The sequence below is a fragment of the Kocuria sp. CPCC 205231 genome, from assembly GCF_040980965.1.
GTDB classification, from domain to species: domain Bacteria; phylum Actinomycetota; class Actinomycetes; order Actinomycetales; family Micrococcaceae; genus Kocuria; species Kocuria rosea.
Genome location: NZ_JAVKPP010000001.1, coordinates 75,685 through 95,156 on the forward strand (window position 1 = coordinate 75,685; position 19,472 = coordinate 95,156).

General features: G+C 75.3%; 20 protein-coding genes. 6 read left to right on the forward strand and 14 right to left on the reverse strand.

Features of this window, described 5'->3' with window-relative positions; all coding sequences use genetic code 11:
- Positions 1-76: 76 nt before the first annotated feature.
- From RF640_RS00430 to RF640_RS00455, 6 genes are all read right to left on the reverse strand, one after another.
- On the reverse strand, positions 77-439 hold the full coding sequence (locus tag RF640_RS00430; protein ID WP_017835005.1) for an antitoxin: 363 nt from the start codon (positions 437-439) through the stop codon (positions 77-79).
- A 61-nt stretch (positions 440-500) separates the two neighbouring features.
- Positions 501-1,916, reverse strand: a complete 1,416-nt coding sequence (locus RF640_RS00435) for an FAD-binding oxidoreductase (protein WP_244915829.1) — start codon at positions 1,914-1,916, stop codon at positions 501-503.
- A gap of 183 nt (positions 1,917-2,099) precedes the next feature.
- Positions 2,100-3,647 (reverse strand): gluconokinase, encoded by a 1,548-nt coding sequence (locus RF640_RS00440; protein ID WP_017835007.1) that lies wholly within the window; start codon positions 3,645-3,647, stop codon positions 2,100-2,102.
- On the reverse strand, positions 3,647-4,669 hold the full coding sequence (locus RF640_RS00445; protein WP_017835008.1) for a zinc-binding dehydrogenase: 1,023 nt from the start codon (positions 4,667-4,669) through the stop codon (positions 3,647-3,649). Before RF640_RS00445 ends, RF640_RS00440 begins: the two co-directional genes overlap by 1 nt.
- A gap of 81 nt (positions 4,670-4,750) precedes the next feature.
- Positions 4,751-5,518 carry a glucose 1-dehydrogenase gene (locus tag RF640_RS00450; RefSeq protein WP_115163304.1) on the reverse strand — a complete coding sequence of 256 codons (768 nt, stop codon included), beginning with the start codon at positions 5,516-5,518 and terminating at the stop codon, positions 4,751-4,753.
- Between the two features lie 8 nt (positions 5,519-5,526).
- Positions 5,527-6,906 (reverse strand): GntP family permease, encoded by a 1,380-nt coding sequence (locus RF640_RS00455; RefSeq protein ID WP_017835010.1) that lies wholly within the window; start codon positions 6,904-6,906, stop codon positions 5,527-5,529.
- 124 nt (positions 6,907-7,030) lie between these two features.
- Here RF640_RS00455 and RF640_RS00460 point away from each other — a divergent pair, with 124 nt between their 5' ends.
- The 4 genes from RF640_RS00460 to RF640_RS00475 all read left to right on the forward strand — a co-directional run bounded on the left by RF640_RS00460 (position 7,031) and on the right by RF640_RS00475 (position 9,443).
- Positions 7,031-7,759, forward strand: coding sequence for a FadR/GntR family transcriptional regulator (locus RF640_RS00460; RefSeq protein ID WP_051063850.1), 729 nt, complete (start codon positions 7,031-7,033; stop codon positions 7,757-7,759).
- Between the two features lie 51 nt (positions 7,760-7,810).
- Positions 7,811-8,572, forward strand: a complete 762-nt coding sequence (locus RF640_RS00465) for a YoaK family protein (RefSeq protein WP_017835012.1) — start codon at positions 7,811-7,813, stop codon at positions 8,570-8,572.
- Positions 8,573-8,601: 29 nt separating this feature from the next.
- Positions 8,602-9,105 carry a nucleoside deaminase gene (locus RF640_RS00470; protein ID WP_109221561.1) on the forward strand — a complete coding sequence of 168 codons (504 nt, stop codon included), beginning with the start codon at positions 8,602-8,604 and terminating at the stop codon, positions 9,103-9,105.
- Positions 9,106-9,242: 137 nt separating this feature from the next.
- Entirely contained in the window at positions 9,243-9,443 is a 201-nt protein-coding gene (locus RF640_RS00475; RefSeq protein ID WP_017835014.1) for an antitoxin, read from the forward strand.
- 56 nt (positions 9,444-9,499) lie between these two features.
- Here RF640_RS00475 and RF640_RS00480 read toward each other — a convergent pair whose 3' ends face one another.
- The 7 genes from RF640_RS00480 to RF640_RS00510 form a co-directional block, all read right to left on the reverse strand.
- Entirely contained in the window at positions 9,500-12,004 is a 2,505-nt protein-coding gene (locus RF640_RS00480) for an excinuclease ABC subunit UvrA (protein WP_115163642.1), read from the reverse strand.
- Between the two features lie 101 nt (positions 12,005-12,105).
- Positions 12,106-12,936 (reverse strand): FAD:protein FMN transferase, encoded by an 831-nt coding sequence (locus RF640_RS00485; RefSeq protein ID WP_368826151.1) that lies wholly within the window; start codon positions 12,934-12,936, stop codon positions 12,106-12,108.
- A complete protein-coding gene (locus tag RF640_RS00490) occupies positions 12,933-13,151 on the reverse strand; it encodes a hypothetical protein (protein ID WP_017835016.1) in 219 nt (72 codons plus the stop codon). The genes RF640_RS00485 and RF640_RS00490 overlap by 4 nt, the downstream gene beginning before the upstream one ends.
- An 88-nt stretch (positions 13,152-13,239) precedes the next feature.
- The gene (locus tag RF640_RS00495) at positions 13,240-13,653 is read right to left on the reverse strand and encodes a hypothetical protein (protein WP_126349613.1); all 414 of its coding nucleotides are present in this window, start codon (positions 13,651-13,653) and stop codon (positions 13,240-13,242) included.
- Between the two features lie 237 nt (positions 13,654-13,890).
- Positions 13,891-14,253 (reverse strand): hypothetical protein, encoded by a 363-nt coding sequence (locus tag RF640_RS00500; protein WP_017835018.1) that lies wholly within the window; start codon positions 14,251-14,253, stop codon positions 13,891-13,893.
- A 256-nt stretch (positions 14,254-14,509) separates the two neighbouring features.
- The gene (locus tag RF640_RS00505; protein WP_115163299.1) at positions 14,510-15,190 is read right to left on the reverse strand and encodes a YqjF family protein; all 681 of its coding nucleotides are present in this window, start codon (positions 15,188-15,190) and stop codon (positions 14,510-14,512) included.
- A 49-nt stretch (positions 15,191-15,239) separates the two neighbouring features.
- Complete coding sequence (locus tag RF640_RS00510) at positions 15,240-15,503, reverse strand: hypothetical protein (RefSeq protein ID WP_017835020.1); 264 nt, start codon at positions 15,501-15,503, stop codon at positions 15,240-15,242.
- Between the two features lie 192 nt (positions 15,504-15,695).
- On the opposite strand from RF640_RS00510, the gene RF640_RS00515 reads away from it, so the two are divergent.
- Positions 15,696-16,574: a serine hydrolase gene (locus tag RF640_RS00515; RefSeq protein ID WP_181821136.1), complete on the forward strand. Its 879-nt coding sequence runs from the start codon at positions 15,696-15,698 to the stop codon at positions 16,572-16,574.
- 17 nt (positions 16,575-16,591) lie between these two features.
- On the opposite strand, the gene RF640_RS00520 is transcribed toward RF640_RS00515, so the two are convergent.
- Complete coding sequence (locus RF640_RS00520; protein ID WP_368826154.1) at positions 16,592-18,280, reverse strand: ABC-F family ATP-binding cassette domain-containing protein; 1,689 nt, start codon at positions 18,278-18,280, stop codon at positions 16,592-16,594.
- A gap of 231 nt (positions 18,281-18,511) precedes the next feature.
- On the opposite strand from RF640_RS00520, the gene RF640_RS00525 reads away from it, so the two are divergent.
- Positions 18,512-19,471, forward strand: a complete 960-nt coding sequence (locus tag RF640_RS00525; RefSeq protein WP_017835023.1) for a helix-turn-helix domain-containing protein — start codon at positions 18,512-18,514, stop codon at positions 19,469-19,471.
- Position 19,472 lies beyond the last annotated feature (1 nt).

A 19,472-nucleotide genomic window follows, 5' to 3' on the forward strand; every position in this document is an offset into this window, starting at 1 on the left:
CGACGACGGACCCCGCCTGCCGTGCGCTCGAGGCGCGGCGGGCGGGGTCCGCTCCGTTCCCGGGGCCCGGGAACCGTCAGTGGCGGGGGCCCTCGTGGCCGGGCACGTCACCGGGGCGATCGGTCCCGGCCGGTCCTCCCGGCTGCCCGTCCGGGCGCTCGCCGGCGGCGGGGCCGCCCGTGGTCGGGCCGCCGGTCGCCGGGCCGCCCGTGCTGGGGCCGCCCGTGGCCGGGCCGCCGGAGGTCCGGTCGCCGGGGGCGCGGCCCCCGCCGAGGAACTGGCGGGCCTTCTGCTGGACCGTGTCCACGTGGCGCTCGTACTTGCGCCCGGTGCGCTTGTCCACGAAGCTGCCGGCCTGGTCGAGGACCTTGTCGACCTTGTCCGGGTTGCGCTGGGCGAGCTGCTTGGCCTTGGCCGTGAGCCCCTTGAAGTTCACCATCACGTCTCCTTCCGAGAGTGGTCACCGCGCGCGGGAGCGCCGCGGTGCTGCCGCCAGTCCATCACGCGGAGCTGTCCGCCGGCTGGCCGAGGCCGGGAGGCCGGCGCTCCTGGCCGACCACGTGCTGGAAGCGCAGCAGGTTGTCCGGGTCGTAGAGCGCCTTGGCCCGGACCAGACGGGCGTAGACCTCCTCGGACCACGCCCGGGCGTGCTCGGTCTCCCCGCCCGGAACCCCGTGCATGTTCACGAAGGCCCGGCCCGTGGACCACGGGGCCATGGCCTGCAGGATCTCGGCCAGCGCCGGGGGCGTCGCCGCGGCCACGTGGGGCGCGAGCCAGCCGATGAGCTCCAGGAAGAACGCCGCGTCCCGCCCCGAGACCGCGTCCTCGACGCCGTCGGTCCGGGCGAAGGCTCCGCCCATCAGCCGGATCCCCACCTCCGGCAGCGGGCACCGGCTGCCGGGCCCGGCGCTCTGCAGCAGCGTCATGACCGCGGCGGCGTCGAACTCCCGCAGGAACTCCCCGGTGAGCACGTAGAGGCCCGGCTCGGTGGCGTCCATGTGCACCTGGTCGATGTCCCGGTAGTCCATGGGCCCCACCAGGTCCAGGACCGGCCGGGAGACCGCCCGCATCGGCTCGAGGACCCGGGCGCCCTCCTCCTCCGGACCGACCCAGCAGAAGCGCAGGTGCACGAGCATCCGCTTGTGCAGCTGCTCGGGGACGGTCGGGTCGTGCGGCATCCAGCGCAGGGCCACGGACGTCGAGGCACGCTCCGGCAGGGTGGGCGCCCACCGGCTGAACGCGCTCAGCACCTCCTGGGCGTCGGTGCCGGGGTAGAAGATCCCGCCGCCGTAGAGCTCCTCCAGGGGGACGAGGCCCATGGTCATCGCGGTGACGAGGCCCAGGTTGCCCTTGCCCCCGCGCAGCAGGGCGAACAGCTCCGGCTCGTGCCGGGCGTCCACGTGGCGCAGCCGCCCGTCGGGGGTCACCACCTCGAGGCCCAGCAGGTGGTCGGCGGCGAAGCCGAAGATCCGCCCGAGCACCGGCAGCCCGCCGCCCAGGGTGTAGCCGACCGCCCCGGCGTCGCTGGCCGAACCGGTGAGGACCGCGAGCCCGTGGGGCGCGACCGCGTCGATCACGCGGCGCCACCGCACGCCGGCGCCGATCCGAGCGGTCCGGCGGCGGGGGTCGACCTCGATCTCCTGCATCCGATGGGTCGTGACGAGCACTCCGCCCTCCATGGGCTGGTCCGCACCGTGGCCCGTGGACTGCACCCCCACGGGCTCGTGGTGGGCGGCGGCCCACCGCATCACGGCCACCACGTCGGCGGCGTCGGTCACGCCCGCCACCGCGTCCGGGTGGTGGACGGCGGCCAGGTTGAAGCCGGCGACCTCCTGCGCGAAGCCGGCCTCGTCCGGCAGCAGGACCGGACCGCGGACCTGCCGGTGGAGTTCTTCCACGTCCGTTCTCGAGATCATCGCGGGCCCCCTCGGCACCGGCGATCCGCGGTGCGGGGCCGCTCGGGCCCGCAGGCGCCGCAGAACAGGTCCATTCTCCCACGCGGGCCCGCCGGTGCGCCCTCCGGAGCGTGCACGGAATCGTCACGGGGCGCCGGCCGGCACGGCCCGGTCGACACGGCCGGGTCGGAGCCGCCGGGAGGGTCAGTCGCGCTCGAGCGGCAGGGCGGGCGCCAGCCGGCGCAGGGACGTGAACGTGGGCACGAGGGCCTCGTACAGCTGCTCGAACACCGGCTGCAGGGACGCGTGGACCGCGGCGTCGGCGGGGTCCGGGCGCACCACGGACTCGACCTCCACCAGGTCCGCGGCCACGTCGACGGACTCGATCAGCCCGAGCGCCTGCATCCCGAGCAGCGCGGCGCCGAACCCGGAGCCCTCGTGGCCCGAGGCGAAGGAGATGTCCGTGCCGAGGACGTCGGCGAGCAGCTGCCGCCACAGCGGGCTGCGGGCGAAGCCGCCGGTGGCGCGGATCTGCTCCACGGCCAGACCGGCCGAGCGCATCGACTGCAGGACCAGGCCGAGCTGCTGGCACACCCCCTCCAGGGCCGCGCGCACCAGGTGCGCGCGGCGGTGGGCGCGGGTCAGCCCCACGTAGGCGCCCTTGGGCAGGGAGCTCCAGTGCGGGGCGCGCTCGCTCAGCAGGTAGGGCAGCATGAGCAGCCCCCCGGACCCGGCCGGGACGCTCCCCGCGAGCGCGAGCAGCTCCTCCTCCGGCTCCTCCCCCAGGTCGGGGGCGAGGGCGTCCCCGGCCCAGCCCAGGACCACGCCGCCGTTGTTGATCGCCCCGCCGACCACCCAGCGCCCCGGGGTCAGGGCGTAGCAGAAGACCCGTCCCAGCGGGTCCACCACGGGACGGTCGACGACGACGCGCAGCGCGCCGCTCGTGCCGATCGAGCAGGCCGCCACCCCGGGCCGGACCGCGCCCAGGCCGAGGTTGGCCAGCGGGCCGTCGCTGGCCCCCACCACTACGGGCACGGTGGCGGGCAGCCCCGTGGCCCGGGCGCCCTCGTCCGTGAGCCCGGGCAGGACGTGGGTGGTGGGCACGAGCTCGGGCAGCTGCTCGGGCAGGATCCCGGCGTGGGCGAGGGCCTCGCCGTCCCAGGCCAGCTCGTGGATGTTCATCAGACCGGTGGCCGAGGCCACCGAGTGGTCCACCACGAGCGCGTCGCACAGCCGCAGCAGCACGAACTCCTTGATGCCGGCCCAGAAGGCGACGCGCTCGCACAGCTTGGGCTCCTGGTCGTGGAACCACACGAGCTTGGGCAGCGGCGACATGGGGTGCACCGGGGTGCCCGTGCGCCGGTGCAGGGCGAGGCCGCCCGCGCTCGCGCGCAGCCGTTCCGCCTGGACGCTGGCCCGGGTGTCCGCCCAGGTGACGAGCGGGGTGAGGGGCTCTCCCTCGGGCGAGAGCCCGAGCAGGCTGTGCATCGCGGCGCTGAAGGACAGCCCCGCCACGCGCTCCGCCCCGACCTCCCCGACCACCGCGCGGACGGTGTCCAGCACCGCCTGCAGGATCAGCTCGGGGTCCTGCACTGCGTGGCCGGGGTGCGGCTCCTCCAGGGGGTAGCCGGCCGAGGCGGCGGCGAGCTGCTCACCGCCCACGGCGAAGGCCACGGCCTTGGTGCTCGTGGTGCCGATGTCGACGCCCACCACCACGGGATCCGGGTGCCCGGCGCCGGCCGGCCCCGGCATCAGCGCGGCTCCCCGGGGGCCAGGGACACCAGGACCTTGCCGGAGACCGCGGAGTCGCGGGCCGTGGCGAAGGCCTCCACGGCGCGGTCGGCGGGGAACTCGTGCGTGACCACGTCCTCGATCCCGGGACGGTCGGCGAGCAGCCCGATCGCCTCGTCGATCTCGTCGTCGAACCGGAAGGACCCGCGCAGCTGGAGCTCCTTGGAGACCAGCGGGGCCAGGTTCACGGGCCGCGCCTCGTCCGGCACCATCCCCACCTGGACGACGACGCCGCCGCGGCGGGCGCCCACCAGCGCGGGGCTCACGGCCGCGGGCACGCCGGAGCACTCGAGCACCACGTCGAACGCCCCGGACGGGATCTGCTCGGCCCCCACCCGGACGGTGCCGTGCACGCCGAGCGCCCGGGCCCGCTCGAGCGGGCCCTCGAGGACGTCGGTGGCCACGACCTCGGCCGCGCCCCGGGCCAGGGCCGCCGCGGCCGTGAGCAGGCCGATCGGCCCGGACCCGGAGACGAGCACGCGCCGGCCGGTCACGTCCCCGGCCACGGTGAGCCCGTGCAGGGCCACGGCCAGCGGCTCGGCGAGCGCGGCCCGGCGCAGCGGCAGGCCGGCCGGGAGCACCCGGACCATGTCCCGGCGGACCAGCAGGTACTCGCTCATCCCGCCCTGGGTGTGCGGCCGGGTGGAGGCGCTGCCCAGGTAGGCCCCGCCGGGCCAGAGGTGGCGCCGGTCCTCGATCCCGGGCTGGGGCGTGCCGAACGTGGCCGGGTGGACCGTCACCGGGGTGCCGGGGGCGAGCTCGCCGGCGGGGTCCAGGTCCACCGTCCCGGAGACCTCGTGCCCGGGCACGAGGGGCTCCCGGACCACGTACTCGCCGTTGGCGCCCTCGGCCCAGTAGTGCAGGTCCGACCCGCACACCCCGCCGTAGGCGATCCGGAGCCGGACCTGCCCCTCGGCGGGCTCCGGGGTGGGCACCTCCTCGACGCGCAGGTCGTCCTTGCCGTGGATCACGATGGCCTTCATGAGCTCTCTTCCTGGTGCGTCCCCGGGCGCCGCGGTGCGGCGCGTGCCGGGTGGGACTGCGGGTGGTGCGGCGGACCCGGGTCAGAGGACGGAGGTCATGCCGCCGTCGACCAGGACGTTGTGCCCCGAGACGAAGCTGGAGGCGTCCGAGCACAGGTAGACCAGCGTGCCCACGAGCTCCTCGACCTGCCCCCAGCGCCGGGCCGGGGTGCGCTCGACCACCCAGTGGTTGAACGCCTCGTCCTCGATCAGCGCCTGGTTCATCTCGGTGGCGAAGTACCCGGGCGAGATCGCGTTGACCTGGATGTTGTGCCGGGCGAGGTCCGCGGCCATGCCCTTGGTGAGCATGACCACCCCGCCCTTGGTGGCCGAGTACGGGGCGATGGTCTGCCGGGCGAGCACCGACTGCACGGAGCCGATGTTGACGATCTTGCCCGAGCCGCGCTCCTGCATGCCGGGGACCACGGCCCGGGACACGTGGAACACGCTCGAGAGGTTCGCCGCGACGATGTCCTCCCAGTCGTGGGCCGCGAACTCGGCGAACGGGGCGCGGCGCTGGATCCCGGCGTTGTTCACCAGGATGTCCGGGACGCCGTGCTCGGCGAGGACCGCGTCGATCCCCGTCCGGACGGCCTCGGCGTCGGTGAGGTCGAAGGCCGCCGTGACCGGGGCGGTGCCCGTGCCGGCGGCGATCTCGTCGCGCACCCGGGCGAGGGCGTCGGCGTCGCGCCCGTGCAGGACCACGCGGGCCCCCGCCTCGGCGAGGCCCGTGGCCAGGGCCCGCCCCAGCCCCCGGGAGGAGCCGGTGACGAGGGCGAGCCGGCCGGTGATGTCGAAGACGTTGCGCATCCGGGGCCTCAGGCGATGTAGAAGATGACGAGGACGACGGCGAAGCCGAGGACGGACTCGAGGGCCTGCTGGACCGTCCAGGTCTTCAGCGTGGTCTTGACGTCCATGCCCATGAGCCGGCCCACGAGCCAGAAGCCGGAGTCGTTGACGTGCCCGGCGAAGACCGAGCCGGCGGCGGTGGCCAGTACCACGGCCGCGACCTCCACGGAGTTGAAGTTGCCCGCGGCCACGGCCGGTGCCATGAGCCCGGCGGCGGTGACGAGGGCCACGGTGGCCGAGCCCTGCGCCAGGCGCAGGACCACGGCGATGATGTAGGCCGCGAAGATGACGGGCAGCCCGATGCCGTCCAGCGAGGACGCCAGCGCGTCACCGATGCCGGAGGCGCGCAGGATGCCGCCGAACATGCCGCCGGCGCCGGTGATGAGGATGACGGAGGCGACCGGGCCCAGGGAGGAGTCGATGACCTTTTCCAGGGCGGTGCCGTGCTCGCCGCGGCGGGTGCCGAGGACGAACAGGGCCACGAGGACCGAGATCAGCAGGGCGACCGGGGACTCGCCGAGGGCGGAGAGCACCTGGAACCACTCGGCGTCCTCGGAGACGGCGCCGGCGGCGCGCAGGAAGTCCAGGCCGGTGTTCATGAAGATGAGCACCAGGGGCAGCAGCAGCAGGGCGATGATGGTGCCGACCCGCGGCGGGTTGGCGGGCTGGTCGTCGTCGACGTCGCCGAAGAAGCCCGGGACGGGGAGGACGTACTTGGTGCCCACGCGCTTGCCCCAGAGGTACGCGGAGACGTACCAGAGCGGGAACGCCAGCAGCAGGCCGATGAGCAGGACCATGCCGAGGTCGGCGCCGTAGAGCTCCGTGGCGGCCACGGGACCGGGGTGCGGCGGCACGAAGACGTGCATGACCGAGAACGCACCGGCGGCGGGGATGCCGTACAGGAGCACGTTGTTGCCGCTCACCCGGCGGGCGACGGCGAAGATGATCGGCAGCATGACCACGAGGCCGGCGTCGAAGAAGATCGGGAAGCCCATGATCAGGGAGGCGATGCCGAGACCGAAGGGCGCGCGCTTCTCGCCGAAGATGTCCACGAGCTTGTCCGCGAGCACCCGGGCGCCGCCGCTGTGCTCCACGAGCTTGCCGAGCATGGCGCCGAGGCCGATGAGCAGGGCCACCGAGCCGAGCGTGCCGCCGAAGGCGGTGACCGCGGTGTCCACGATCATCCCCGTGGGGATGCCCGTGGCGAATGCCGTCAGCAGCGCCACCAGGATCAAGGTGAGGAAGGCGTGCAGCTTGAACTTGATCACCAGGACCAGGATCAGTGCGATGGCGGCTGCCGCGATCGTCAGCAGCGGCGCGGTGCCGAGGGTCTGTGTCCAGTCTTCCACTGAGTTTCTCCGTTGATCTCGTGCCTGCGGGCAGGCCCTGGGGTCTCGTCGTGAGCCACGACACACGCTAGGCTGACAGAAAGATCATACTTTTGGCAACAGGGTGGGCGCGACCGCGCCGCACATGACGGACGGAGCGTCCATGCACGGGGTGGAGCAGCACAGCGGGGTGCTGGACCGGCTCGGCGAGAGCATCGCCTCCGGGGCGCGGGCGCCGGGAACGGTCCTGACGCTCGCGGCCCTCGAGGAGGAGTTCGGGGTCTCCCGCACGCTCGTGCGGGAGGTGGTGCGCGTGCTCGAGTCCATGGGGATGGTGGAGTCCCGGCGGCGGGTGGGCGTCACCGTCCGCCCGCCGCGGGACTGGAACCCGTTCGACCCCCGGCTGATCCGGTGGCGGCTCGGCGGCCCGGGGCGCGACGAGCAGCTGCGGAGCCTGACCGAGCTGCGGACCGCCATCGAGCCCGTGGCCGCCCGGCTGGCCGCGGTCCGGGCCGACGGGCCCACCCGGCGGCGCCTGGTGGAGCTCGCCGCCCGGCTGCGGGAGCTCGGCGAGGCACGCCGCGGCACCGACCCCGAGTACCTGGAGGTGGACACCGCCTACCACGCGCTGCTGCTGGAGGCGAGCGGCAACCCGATGCTCGCCGCCCTGCAGGACGTGGTGGCCGAGGTGCTCTCCGGCCGCACGGCGCTCGGGCTCATGCCCCGCTCCCCGGACCCCGGCGCGCTCGAGGACCACGAGGCCACGGCCGCCGCCGTCGCCTCCGGAAACGCGGCCGAGGCCGAGGCGCGGGCGCGCGCCGTGGTGGTGGAGGTGCTCGAGGGGGTCGTCGACGTGACGGAGAACACCGCCTGATCTGGCCGATGGTCTGCTGGGCCCGGGCCGCGCCGTTCCTAGGCTGAGCGCATGGCCACACCCGTCACCGGCTACCTGTCCCGGGTCTCGGGGCCCCGCCGGAGCCCCCGTTACGACCTCCACCTGGCCTGCCTGCTGATCCTCGTGGCCGGCATGCTCAACTCTGCGGGCTTCGTGGCCGTGGCGCTCTACACCTCCCACATGACCGGCCTGACCGCGACCATGGCCGACCACCTCGTGGACGGGGACGTGGAGCTGCTGTCCCTCGGCGCGGTGGGACTGGGCGCGTTCGTGCTCGGCGGCATCTGGTGCTCGCTGCTCTTCACCTGGGGCCGGCGGCGCGGGCTCGGGTGCCGGTTCGCGAACGTGCTCGCCTTCGAGGGCGCGCTGATCCTGGTGTTCAGCCTGACCGCCGAGGCCGTCGAGGACGACCACCGCGGCCTCGTGCCCGTCGCCGTCCTGTGCTTCACCATGGGGATGCAGAACGCGCTCCTCAGCAAGGTCGCCGACATCCCCGTGCGCACCACCCACGTCACCGGGATGGTCACCGACATCGCGATCGAGCTCGGCAGGATGCTCTACCCCCACCGCACACCGGGTCCGGAACCGGTCCGGGCGGACCGCAGGAAGCTGCGGGTCCTGACCACCCTCGTGGGCCTGTTCTTCCTGGGCGGCGTGACCGGGACGGTCGGCTACCTGGCCGCGGGGTTCTCCTTCCTGGTGCCGGTCGCCCTGCTGCTGCTGGTCCTGGCCTACCGTCCGGTGGCCCGGGACCTCTCCCGCAGGCGCCCGCCCGCCCGCGCGTTCCTGTGAGCCGGCGCCCCCGCCCGTAGGCTGGGCCCATGGGCATCTCGGAGACCGACCGCGGACACCTGCGACGCTGCGTGGAGCTGGCCCGCGAGGCCCTCGACGCCGGGGACGAGCCGTTCGGTTCGGTGCTGGTCTCGGCGCGGGGGGAGGTCCTGTTCGAGGACCGCAACCGGGTGGCCGGCGGTGACGCGACCCGCCACCCCGAGTTCGAGATCGCCCGGTGGGCGGCCGCCCACCTGACCCCGGAGCAGCGCTCCGCGGCCACGGTCTACACCTCGGGCGAGCACTGCCCCATGTGCTCGGCGGCCCACGCCTGGGTGGGGCTGGGCCGCATCGTCCACGCCTCCTCCTCGGCGCAGCTCGGCCGGTGGCTGGACGAGCTCGGCGCCCCGCCCGCCCCCGTCGCGGCGCTGCCGATCACCCAGGTGGCCCCGGGGGTGCCCGTGGACGGCCCCTGCCTCGAGCTGGCGCCGGCGGTGCGCGACCTGCACCGCCGGCTGCACCTGATCCGGACCGACCCGCGAGGTGGCAGCTGACGGGCACCGCGCCCGGCCGCGTCGCCGTCAGCCGCAACCTCGGCGCGGGGTGGCCAGGGGCCCCGTCCGGGGACCAGGATGGAGGGGTACCCCCGGTGGGCCGCGCCCGCCGGAACCGTTCGACGAGAGGAACGATCATGGTGGACATGGGAGGATTCGCGGACAAGGCGAAGGACCTTGCGGACCAGCACCCGGACAAGGTGCAGCAGGGCATCGACCGGGGCGGCGACGCCGTCGACGAGCGCACCGGCAACAAGTACGAGGGCCAGGTGGACCAGGCCCAGGAGAAGGCCGGCGGCTTCCTCGGCGCCGACGAGAAGGACCAGCAGCAGAACTGATCCGCGCCCGCTGACCTCGGCCCCGCCCGCCTCCCGGCGCGCGGGGCCGCGGCCTGTCAGGCCAGCGCTGCGGCCAGGTAGGGCGCCGTGCGACTGGCCGGGCACGCGGCGACCTCGGCCGGGGTGCCGGCGCACACGATCCGCCCGCCGGCCTCGCCGCCGGACGGGCCCATGTCGATCACCCAGTCCGAGGACGCCACCACGTCCATGGCGTGCTCCACCACCACCACGGTGTTGCCGGCGTCCACCAGGCGGTTCAGCTGGCGCAGCAGCAGCTGCACGTCCTGCGGGTGCAAGCCGGTGGTGGGCTCGTCCAGGAGGTACAGGGTGTGGCCGCGGCGGGCCCGCTGCAGCTCGGTGGCCAGCTTGATCCGCTGCGCCTCACCCCCGGAGAGCTCGGTGGCCGGCTGGCCGAGCCGCAGGTAGCCGAGCCCCACGTCGAGCAGGGTGCGCAGGCTGCGCGCGGCGGCCGGGACGTCCGCGAGGAACTCCGCGGCGGTCTCCACGCGCATGCCCAGGACGTCGGCGATGCTCCGCCCCCGGTGGGTCACCTCCAGGGTCTCCGGGTTGTAGCGGGCGCCCTGGCAGTCGGGGCAGGGCCCGTAGGTGCCGGGCAGGAACAGCAGCTCGACGGCCAGGAAGCCCTCGCCCTGGCACGTCTCGCACCGGCCGCCGGTCACGTTGAAGGAGAACCGTCCGGCCCCGTAGCCGCGGGCCCGCGCCTCGTCGGTGGCGGCGTAGAGCTTGCGGACCGCGTCGAACAGTCCCGTGTAGGTCGCCAGGTTGGAGCGCGGGGTGCGGCCGATGGGCCGCTGGTCCACCCGGATCAGCCGGTCCAGGTGCTCCAGGCCCTCGACGGCAGCCACCCGTGCCCCGGCGGCGGGCGCGGCGTCGTCCTCGGCGTCGGCGGGCGCCGCCCCGCCGTGCACGTGCCGGCCGACCGTCTCGGCCAGGACCTGGCTGACCAGCGTGGACTTGCCCGAGCCGGAGACCCCGGTGACGGCGGTGAGCACGCCCAGGGGGATCTCCGCGTCGAGGTCCACCAGGTTGTGGCGCGTGACGCCGCGCAGCCGCAGCCGCCGCTCGACCGGGCGCGGCGTGCGCTCCGCCGTCGTGCCGCCCGGAGGGTCGTCGGGCGAGCCGTCGGAAGAGCCGTGCGGGGGGCCGTCCGGGAACAGGAAGGGGCGCGTGGCGGACTCCGCCACGTCGGCCAGGCCGGGCACGGGGCCGCTGTACAGCACCGCGCCGCCGCGGTCCCCGGCCTGGGGCCCCACGTCCACGACCCAGTCGGAGCGCCGCACCACGGCCATGTCGTGCTCCACCACGAACACCGAGTTCCCGGAGACCTTCAGCTCCTCGAGCACGGCCAGCAGCGGCTCGGCGTCGGCCGGGTGCAGGCCCGCCGAGGGCTCGTCGAGCACGTAGACCACACCGAAGAGCCCGGAGCGCAGCTGGGTGGCGATCCGCAGCCGCTGCATCTCCCCCGGGGAGAGCGTGGGCGTGGACCGGTCCAGGCTCAGGTAGCCCAGCCCCAGGTCCAGCAGCACCTGCAGCCGGGCGAGCAGGTCCTTGGCGATGGTCACCGCGGCCTCGCTGCGCTCCCCCGAGGACACCGCCCGGGAGGCGGTCCCGGCGTGCTCCAGGGCGGCGGTGGGCCGGACCACCTCGGCCAGCTCGCCGAGGGACGCCCCGTTGAGCTCGGCGATGCTCCGGCCCGCGAAGGTCACGGCGAGCGCCTCGGGGCGCAGGCCGCTGCCGGCGCACGCGGGGCAGGGTCCCGTGACCACGTACTGCAGCACGCGCTCGCGCATCTGCTGGCTCGCGGAGTCCGCCAGGGTGTGCAGGACGTAGCTCTTCGCGCTCCAGAACCGGCCCTTGTACGGCTTCGCCACCCGGTCCCGCTGCGGGGTGATCTCCACGACCGGCTGCTCCTCGGTGAACAGGATCCAGTCGCGCTCCTCACGCGGCAGCTCGCGCCAGGGGACGTCGACGTCGTGGCCCAGGTGGCTCAGGATGTCGCGCAGGTTCTTGCCCTGCCACGCGCCCGGCCACGCCGCGACGGCCCCGTCCCGGATGCTGAGCCCCGGGTCCGGGACCAGGGAGGGCTCGGTGACGTCGTGCACGGTGCCCAGGCCCGAGCACCGGGGGCACGCGCCGGCGGCGGTGTTGGGCGAGAAGGCGTCCGAGTCCAGGCTCCCCGCGGCGGAGTCCGGGTAGGTGCCCGCCCGGGAGAAGAGCATGCGCATCGAGTTGGACAGCGTGGTGAGGGTGCCCACGGTGGAGCGCGAGCTGGGCGCGCCGCGCCGCTGCTGCAGGGCCACGGCGGGCGGCAGCCCGGTGATCCCCTCGACCGCGGGGTTGTGCCCCTGCTGGATCAGGCGCCGCGCGTAGGGCGCCACGGACTCGAGGTAGCGCCGCTGCGCCTCGGCGTAGATGGTGCCGAAGGCCAGGGAGGACTTCCCGGACCCTGAGACGCCGGTGAAGGCGACGATCGCGTCGCGGGGGACGTCCACGTCCACGTGGCGCAGGTTGTTCTCGGAGGCTCCCCGGACCCGGACCATGCCGGTGCGGGTGGTGCCGGGGACGGTGTCGGGGGCCGGGTCGGTGTCGGGGTGGGTGCTCACCGCCTCCACCCTAGCCACCGGCGGGGCCGTGGGCGGACTCAGCGGGCCAGGTGGTGCTCCCGGCCGATCGACCAGGCCGTGTCCGCGGGGGCGGAGTCCACGCCCCAGGCGGACCACTCGTCCAGGCCGGCGAACCAGCGGGCCCCGTCCCGGCCGGCGACCACGAGGGCCGTGGCCAGCACTCCGGCGAGCCGTGCGTCCGGGCCGACGACCGTCGCGGACCGGGCGCCCGCGGCGGGCCGTCCCGTGCGCGGGTCCACGACGTGCGCCGGGCGCTCGGCGGTGCTCGAGGTCGACACCGCGCCGTTGCCGGGCAGCACGGTCCAGGTCACCGCGCCGGCGTCGTCGGGGTGGCGGATGCCCACGGTCCAGGGCCTCCCGGGTCCGGCGGACCCGCGGGTCACAACGTCCCCGCCGGCCTCCACGCAGACGTTCGCGCACCCGGCGCGGACGAGGTCGTCGGCGATCCGCTCCACGGCCCACGCCGTGACGTAGCCGGAGGGGTCGAAGCCGCCGCGCACGGCCCACGGATCGAAGCAGCCGTCGGTCAGCTCCCGGGCCTCGCGGCAGCGCCGGAGCACGTCCAGGAGGGCGCCCTGGGCGGCGTCCCACCGGCTGAGCCGGCGCTCGTCGAGCAGGCCGGAGCGGAGCGCCGTCACGAGCGAGTCGGGGCGGTAGGTGGAGAAGACGGCGTCGACCCACCGCATGTTGGCCACGGCCGTGTCCAGCGCGTGCTGCACGGCGGGCTCGGGGGGCAGCCCCTCCTCGCCGGCGCGGACGTCGACGGTCACGGAGGTGCCCCAGACGGGCTCCCGGTGGCGGTGCCACCGGCCCTCGGGGCGGCGCAGCTCGACGGCGGGGGCGCTCACAGCCCGGCCCGCTCGAGGAGCTCCCGGCAGACCGTGCGGTAGCCCTTCACGGCGGGGGCGGCGCCGCTCACGACGTCGACGCGCGCCGGCCGCCTCGTGAGGACCTCCTCCTGGAGGACGGGGACGGCGCGGTCGTGGAGCCGCTGCGGGGGGCGTGGGGGGAGAGATGTGCGGTCGATGACTTCGACTATAGGACCGGGGGTGGTGCCGGTCACTGGACTTTCGGGCAGAGTTCCGCAGCCGGGGACGCGGGACGGGCCCGCTCCTGCGCCGGCGCAGGAACGGGCCCGTCCACCGGTCCCGCTAGTCGGCGATCTCGATGACCTGCAGCGGCAGGTTCGTGCCGGTCCCGCAGAACTCCGCCTGGCACTCCTGGATGAACCCGGAGAGCACGGCCGGTCCCTCGTCGAAGGCCATGTTGAAGGCCACGGCCTGGTAGTCCAGCTCGACCTCGCCGCCCTCGCAGACCCACTGCTGGAAGTAGCTGCCGTTGGCGATCCGCCCCTCGGAGACCCGCTGGGTCACGCTGAGGGAGACGAAGATGTTGCTCCCCGCCGTGCACGAGACCTTGTAGGTGCCCTCGACGGCCGCCCCCTCGGCGATCCGCGTGGCGTCGCTGATCTCGTAGATCTCCATCGCCTGCGCCGGTGCGGCGGCGACGAGACCGATTCCTGCCGCGAAGGCGGCGGCCGTGACTGCCCTGGTGGTTCTTCTCATGGTTCTGTCCCATCCGGTGGAGAAGCGAGAAGCGCTTCGCGACTGGTGCCGGCCCGCAGCGCATTCCCCCGAACGCCCCCGGGCCCCGTGTCTGGTACGACGTCACCAACGTAGGCGCAGGTCAGGGTGCATCGGCCACCGTGCGTGAAGATGACGGACACGATTCGGACACGGTGCCGGTGCCACCGCGGCCGCCGGGCACCGGCCCGGACCGGGAGGCGCCGGACGGGGCGCCGCTCAGAACGCGTCGTCGATGGCCACCGGCCGGCCGTGCCGGTCGTAGTAGTAGACCCCCTGCGTCTCCGGTGTCCCGTCGGCGGGGTCCTCCGGCGGCTCCGCCGGGAGGGCGCCGCCGCCCCGGGCGCCGAGCGCGAGCGCACCGACGGACACGAGCAGCAGGAGCACCACCGTGAGCAGCGGCCCCAGGGGCACGGCGCGGACGAGGACGGCCAGGACCACGGTCAGCGCGAGGAGCAGGAGCAGGGCGCCCGTTGCCGCGGACTCGAACGCGCGGCCGGGGCGGGCGGCCCCGGGCTCGGCCGAGGACCGGCCGGAGAAGTCGGGCAGCTGGGGCAGCTCGGGAACGAGCGGAGTGGTCACGGCGGGCCTTTCGCGTGCGGCTCCCCCGGTGGAACGGTCCCGGCGGTGAGCGGCTCCGGGAGCGACCTCGACCGGAGTCCCCCCGGTCGCTCCTGCGGGAGTTGGTTCCATCCTGGACCTCCCGCGCGCTCGGGGCCTGCCCACTCTTGTGGGGCTGTCGGGCGCCGGGCGGCGCGATCCCGGGGACGGAGGGCCCGGACGGCCGCGGACGGTGCGCGGGCGGGTGCGGTCCGGCGGACGGGGCCGGGCCGGCGGATCAGGGGCCGTGCACCGTCCGGGGCCGTCCGATCCGGGTCCGGACGCCCGGCGAGAACAGCACGGACTCGGGCGGGCCGTCGACGTCGAGACCGGCCGCGGCCAGCAGGCCGTCCTCGAGGTGCGCGACCGCCGCGGGGTGCAGCGGCCACGGCTCGTGCGAGACGGGGACGTGCACCGTGCGGCCGGCGAACCGGCTGTGCAGACCGAACCGCGCGGTGAGCTCCAGCGACAGCTCGTCGTCGGCGCGGACGGCGCGGTCCGGGTGCACGGCGAAGGAGGACGTCGTCCGTCCGCGGCGCCGGACGACGTCGTACCCGTAGGAGGGATCCGCCCCGTCGGGGGCGGCGGCCCGGCACCGCGACCACACGTAGGGCAGGCCGGCCGCGCGGGCGCCGAGGACGACCGGGAGCCGCGGGGCGTCGAGGGACAGGAACACCACTGCGCGCGTGCCGTCAGGCTCGCGGGAGTAGAGGCGCACGTTGATCTCGGGGAAGCTTCCCCACCACGGCAGGGGCACCGCGGCGCCGAGCCGGATCCGCTCCATCCGGAAGCCGACGAGGCCCGCCCAGGCGGAGCCGTCGACCACGTCCGCCCGGACGCCCGGCGGCATCCGTGCCGCCGCGGCGGACACGGGGATCCGCCAGTGCAGGAAGACGGCGTCCTCCCAGCGCTGGTCCATCAGGTGGGGGCGCGGCAACCCCGGTGCCGCCGGCCAGGGAGCCGCCGGATCAGCCGTCCTCCTGCTCGTCATCCTGTTCCATGGGACCCTCGCCCTCCGTGGGGCTGATGGGCCCGGTCGTGTTCTCCTCCTCGGTGGCGTCCGTGGCCTCGTCCTCGGCGGTCTCCTCGCCTCCGGCGGGGGCCTCCTGCTCCGTGCCCTCCTCGCCGCCGGACCCGGGGTCGTCGCACCCCGCGAGCCCCAGGGCGGCAAAGGACAGGAACCCGATCGCCAGCGTCCTGCGCCACCAGCTCTCGCCCGCAGCTGCTGTCATGACCCCTCCTCCGTGGTTCTGCATGAGCATCAAAGGTAAGCACGCTTTCCAAACCGGTGCAACAGAGGGGACAGGATTGACGGAAGATGCTCAGCGGAAATCCAGGACGGCGCCGGTACGGTCGGGAACGGGGCCGGCGCCTGCCGCCGGGGCGAACCGCCCGCGTCCCCGTCCGGGAACGAAAGGCGCACCGTGCGCACGAGCTGTCGAGGGGCCCGATCCGGCCGCGCCGCGGCGCTGGGCCTCGCCCTCGCCCTCCTCCTCGGCGCCTGCGGCGGGGACGGGGCCGTGCCGGCCGCCGCCCCGACGGCCGAGGCCGCCGCCGCGGGCCTGGCGGCGGACCTGGAGGAGCTCGCCGCCGAGGTGCCCGGGGAGCTCGGGGTCGTGCTGCTCGGCCCGGAGGGCGGGGAGGTCGTGGCCCGCAACGCGGACCGCCCGTTCACGAGCGCGAGCCTCTACAAGCTCTTCCTGGCCCATGCGGTCCTCGACCGGGCCGACCGGGGCGCCCTCGCCCTCTCGGACGTCGTGCCGGGACTGGGCCTCACGGTCGAGCAGGCCCTCGACGTGATGATCAGCTGGTCGGACAACGCCTCCGGTGCGGCACTGGGCCAGTGGCTCGGGTGGGAGCAGGTCGAGGCCTTCGCGCACGGGCAGGGCTTCACGGCCACGACCTTCGACCCCGACACCGGTTCGCAGGACGTCGTCGCGATGACCACCACTCCCGCGGACGTCGCCGCCCTCCTGGAGCGGCTGCGCCGCGGTGAGCTGCTCTCCGGCTCCTCCACCGCCCTGCTCATGGGATTCCTCGAGGAGCAGCACTTCGACTACGCCCTCTCCTCGGGCTTCTCCCCGGACGTCGGCTTCGCGCACAAGACCGGCCTGCTGGTGGACGTCTCGCACGACGCCGGGATCGTCGAGCTCGGCGGGCACGACTACGTCGTCGCCGTCCTGACCGACGGGTGGTCCGACTACGAGGAGTCGGCGCCCTGGTTCGGGGACGCCGGGCGGGAGATCGAGGCGTACGTGCGGGAGGACACCGGCACCTCCCCCAGCCCGGCCGCGGCACCGTAGGCGGGTGCTCCGGGCGGTCAGTCCGTCCCGGACCGCACCCGGAGCACCCGGCCCCGCCAGCGCCGCCGGACCCACCGGTCGTGCGTGGCCAGCACCACCGTGCCCGGGAAGTCCTCCAGGGCCCGCTCGAGCTCCTCGGCCAGGGCCAGCGACAGGTGGTTGGTGGGCTCGTCCAGGAGCAGCAGCGGGGCGGGCTCCGCGACCAGGGCCGCGAGCGCCACCCTCCGGCGCTGCCCGGGGGAGAGCTCCCCGAGGGGGCGGCGGGCGTCGCCGGCGCGCAGGAGGCCGAGCTCCTCCAGCGTCGGGGCGCCGCTGCCGTCCCGCAGCCGGGAGCGGAAGGCCGCCTCGGCCGAGCACGCCGGGTCCGGCCAGGAGTCGTCCTGGGCCAGGCGGCCGACGACGACGGGGCCCTGCCGCTCCACGGTCCCGCCGTCGGCGCGCAGCTCCCCCGCCAGCACGGCGAGCAGCGTCGACTTCCCGGTGCCGTTCGGGCCCTCGACCAGCAACCGGTCCCCGGCGCGCAGCTCGAGGTCGGTCGGCGCCAGTCGCCCGTCCACATGTGCCCCGGTGAGCCGGACCAGCGGGACGTCGGCGTCGGCCCCGGTGTCCGCGCCCCGGTGGAAGCCCGCGAAGCGCAGGGGCGCCGGCGGGGGGCCGACCGCGGTGCGCTCGAGCTCGGCCAGCCGGTGGCGGGCCGAGCGCACCCGGCCGCCGATGGTCTTGGCGGCGCGGTCGCTGTAGAACTTCCGGGTGATCCGGCCCTCGGACTTCGGGGCCGTGGTGTGGAAGATCTCCCGGCCGGAGACCTCGGCGATCTCCCGCAGCCGCTCCCGCTCCTGCCCCTGGGCGGCGAAGCGCTCGGCCCAGCGGCGGCGGGCGAGCTCCCGCTGCCGGAGGTAGGAGCTGTAGCCGCCCGTGGACGCCGTGCCCTGCCGGGGCGGGCCGCCCGCGGACTCGTCGGGCCCCAGGGCGGGGTCGAGGTCGACCACCCCGGTGGCCACCTCGTCCAGGAACCACCGGTCGTGGCTGGCCAGGAGCACCGGGCCACGCCAGCCGGCCAGCTCGGCCGCGAGGAAGTCGACGGCGTCGTCGTCGAGGTGGTTCGTCGGCTCGTCGAGCAGCAGCGCCGTGGGCCGGGCGAGCAGCAGCGCCGCGAGCGCGAGGCGGCGCCGCTGCCCGCCGGACAGCTCCCCGACCGCCCGGCTCCTCGGCAGCCGGGCCAGTCCGAGTCCGCTCAGGACCGTCTCGATGCGGGCGTCGAGGGCCCACAGCCCGTGGCGCTCGGCGTCCCGGAGCACGGTGTCGTAGGCGTCCGCCGTCGCGGGGTCGTCGGGCGCCGCGGCGATGCCGGCGGCGAGCGCTGCCAGCCGGTGCTCCAGGGCGCGGACCTCTCGGACGGCTCGCTCGACGACCTGCTCCAGGGTGGTGGCGGCGGGGAGATCGAGCTCCTGGTGGAGGAGTCCGGTGCGCTCGGGCCGGTGCACGGTGCCGGTGCCCGGCACCAGGAGCCCGGCCGCCACGTGCAGCAGGGTGGTCTTGCCGGCGCCGTTCTCCCCGATCAGGCCGGTGCGCTCACCGGCGGCGACGGTCAGGGACACGTCGGTGAGGACCCGGCGGCCGGGGTGGCTGACACCGATGCCGTCCAGGCGCAGGTGGGCGGGGCGGTGCGGGGCGGCGGTCGCCGCCGAGGGGGCGGTGGTGGTCACGGTGCGGTCCTGTCGATGCTGGGGGTCGGGCCCGCCGGGCGAGTGCGGCACCGGATGCGCGGAGCCCTCTGGGCTCGGATCGACGGTGCCGGCCGCGGACGCGGGCCGGGGCATCAGGACAGGAACATGGCCACCAAGGTACGCCCGGGCGGGCGCCGCGGGCAAGGGTCCCGGCGGACCGCCGGCGGTCCGCGGTCGACTCCCTCGGCGGTCGGGCGTAGCCTGCGGACCATGGACTCCCAGGTGCAGCGGGCCGTGTTCAGCACCCGCGACCCGGCCGAGGGCATCGCGGTGCACGACGAGGTCTTCGCCATCCGGGGCGTGCGCCGCTCCCCGGACGGCAGTTTCGACATGACCCTGGCCTCGACCGGGATCGACTTCGTCGCCTACGAGCGCGTCCGGCTGAAGGGCTCCTCGTGCACCGGCCGCACGGACGGCGCCGGCGTGCTGCGGGTGTGCCACGTGACGGCGGGCGTGCTGAGCGCCACCAGCGCCGGCGACCGCTTCCCCCGCACCGGGCCCTTCCTGTTCCCGCAGCGCACCTTCACCAGCTGGTGGGACGACCTCGAGGCGACCACCGTGTCCCTGGACCCTGCCGCGGTGGAGGACCACGCCCGGCGGCTGCTGGGGAACGAGGGCTTCCGGCTGGAGTTCACGGGGACCCGCCCGGTGTCGCCGGCCATGACCCAGTACTGGCGCGGGACGGTCTCCCACTTCGCCCGCGACCTCCTGCCCGACTCCCGGGCGATGAGCAGCCCCCTGATCCGCTCCGAGGCCGCCCGCTCCCTCGCCACCGTCCTGCTGCACACCTTTCCCGGGAGCTTCCTGGACCGCAGCGGGACGGCCACCGGGCAGACCCGCCCGGCTCCGGCCGGAGTGCGGCGGGCGGTGGCCTTCATCGAGGAGCACGTGGCCGCGGACGTCGGACCGGCCGACATCGCCGCCGCCGCCCGGATGAGCGTGCGCGGTCTCCAGGCGGCCTTCCGCCGGGAGCTGGACACCACCCCGATGGCCTACCTGCGCGACGCCCGGCTCGACGCCGTCCACCGGGAGCTGCTGGCCGCCGACCCCACGACCGGCTCGACCGTGGAGGCGGTGGCCGCGCGCTGGGGCTTCGGCCACCGCGGCCGCTTCGCCGCCGCCTACCGGGACCGGCACGGCCAGGCCCCCGCCACCACCCTGCGGAGCTGAC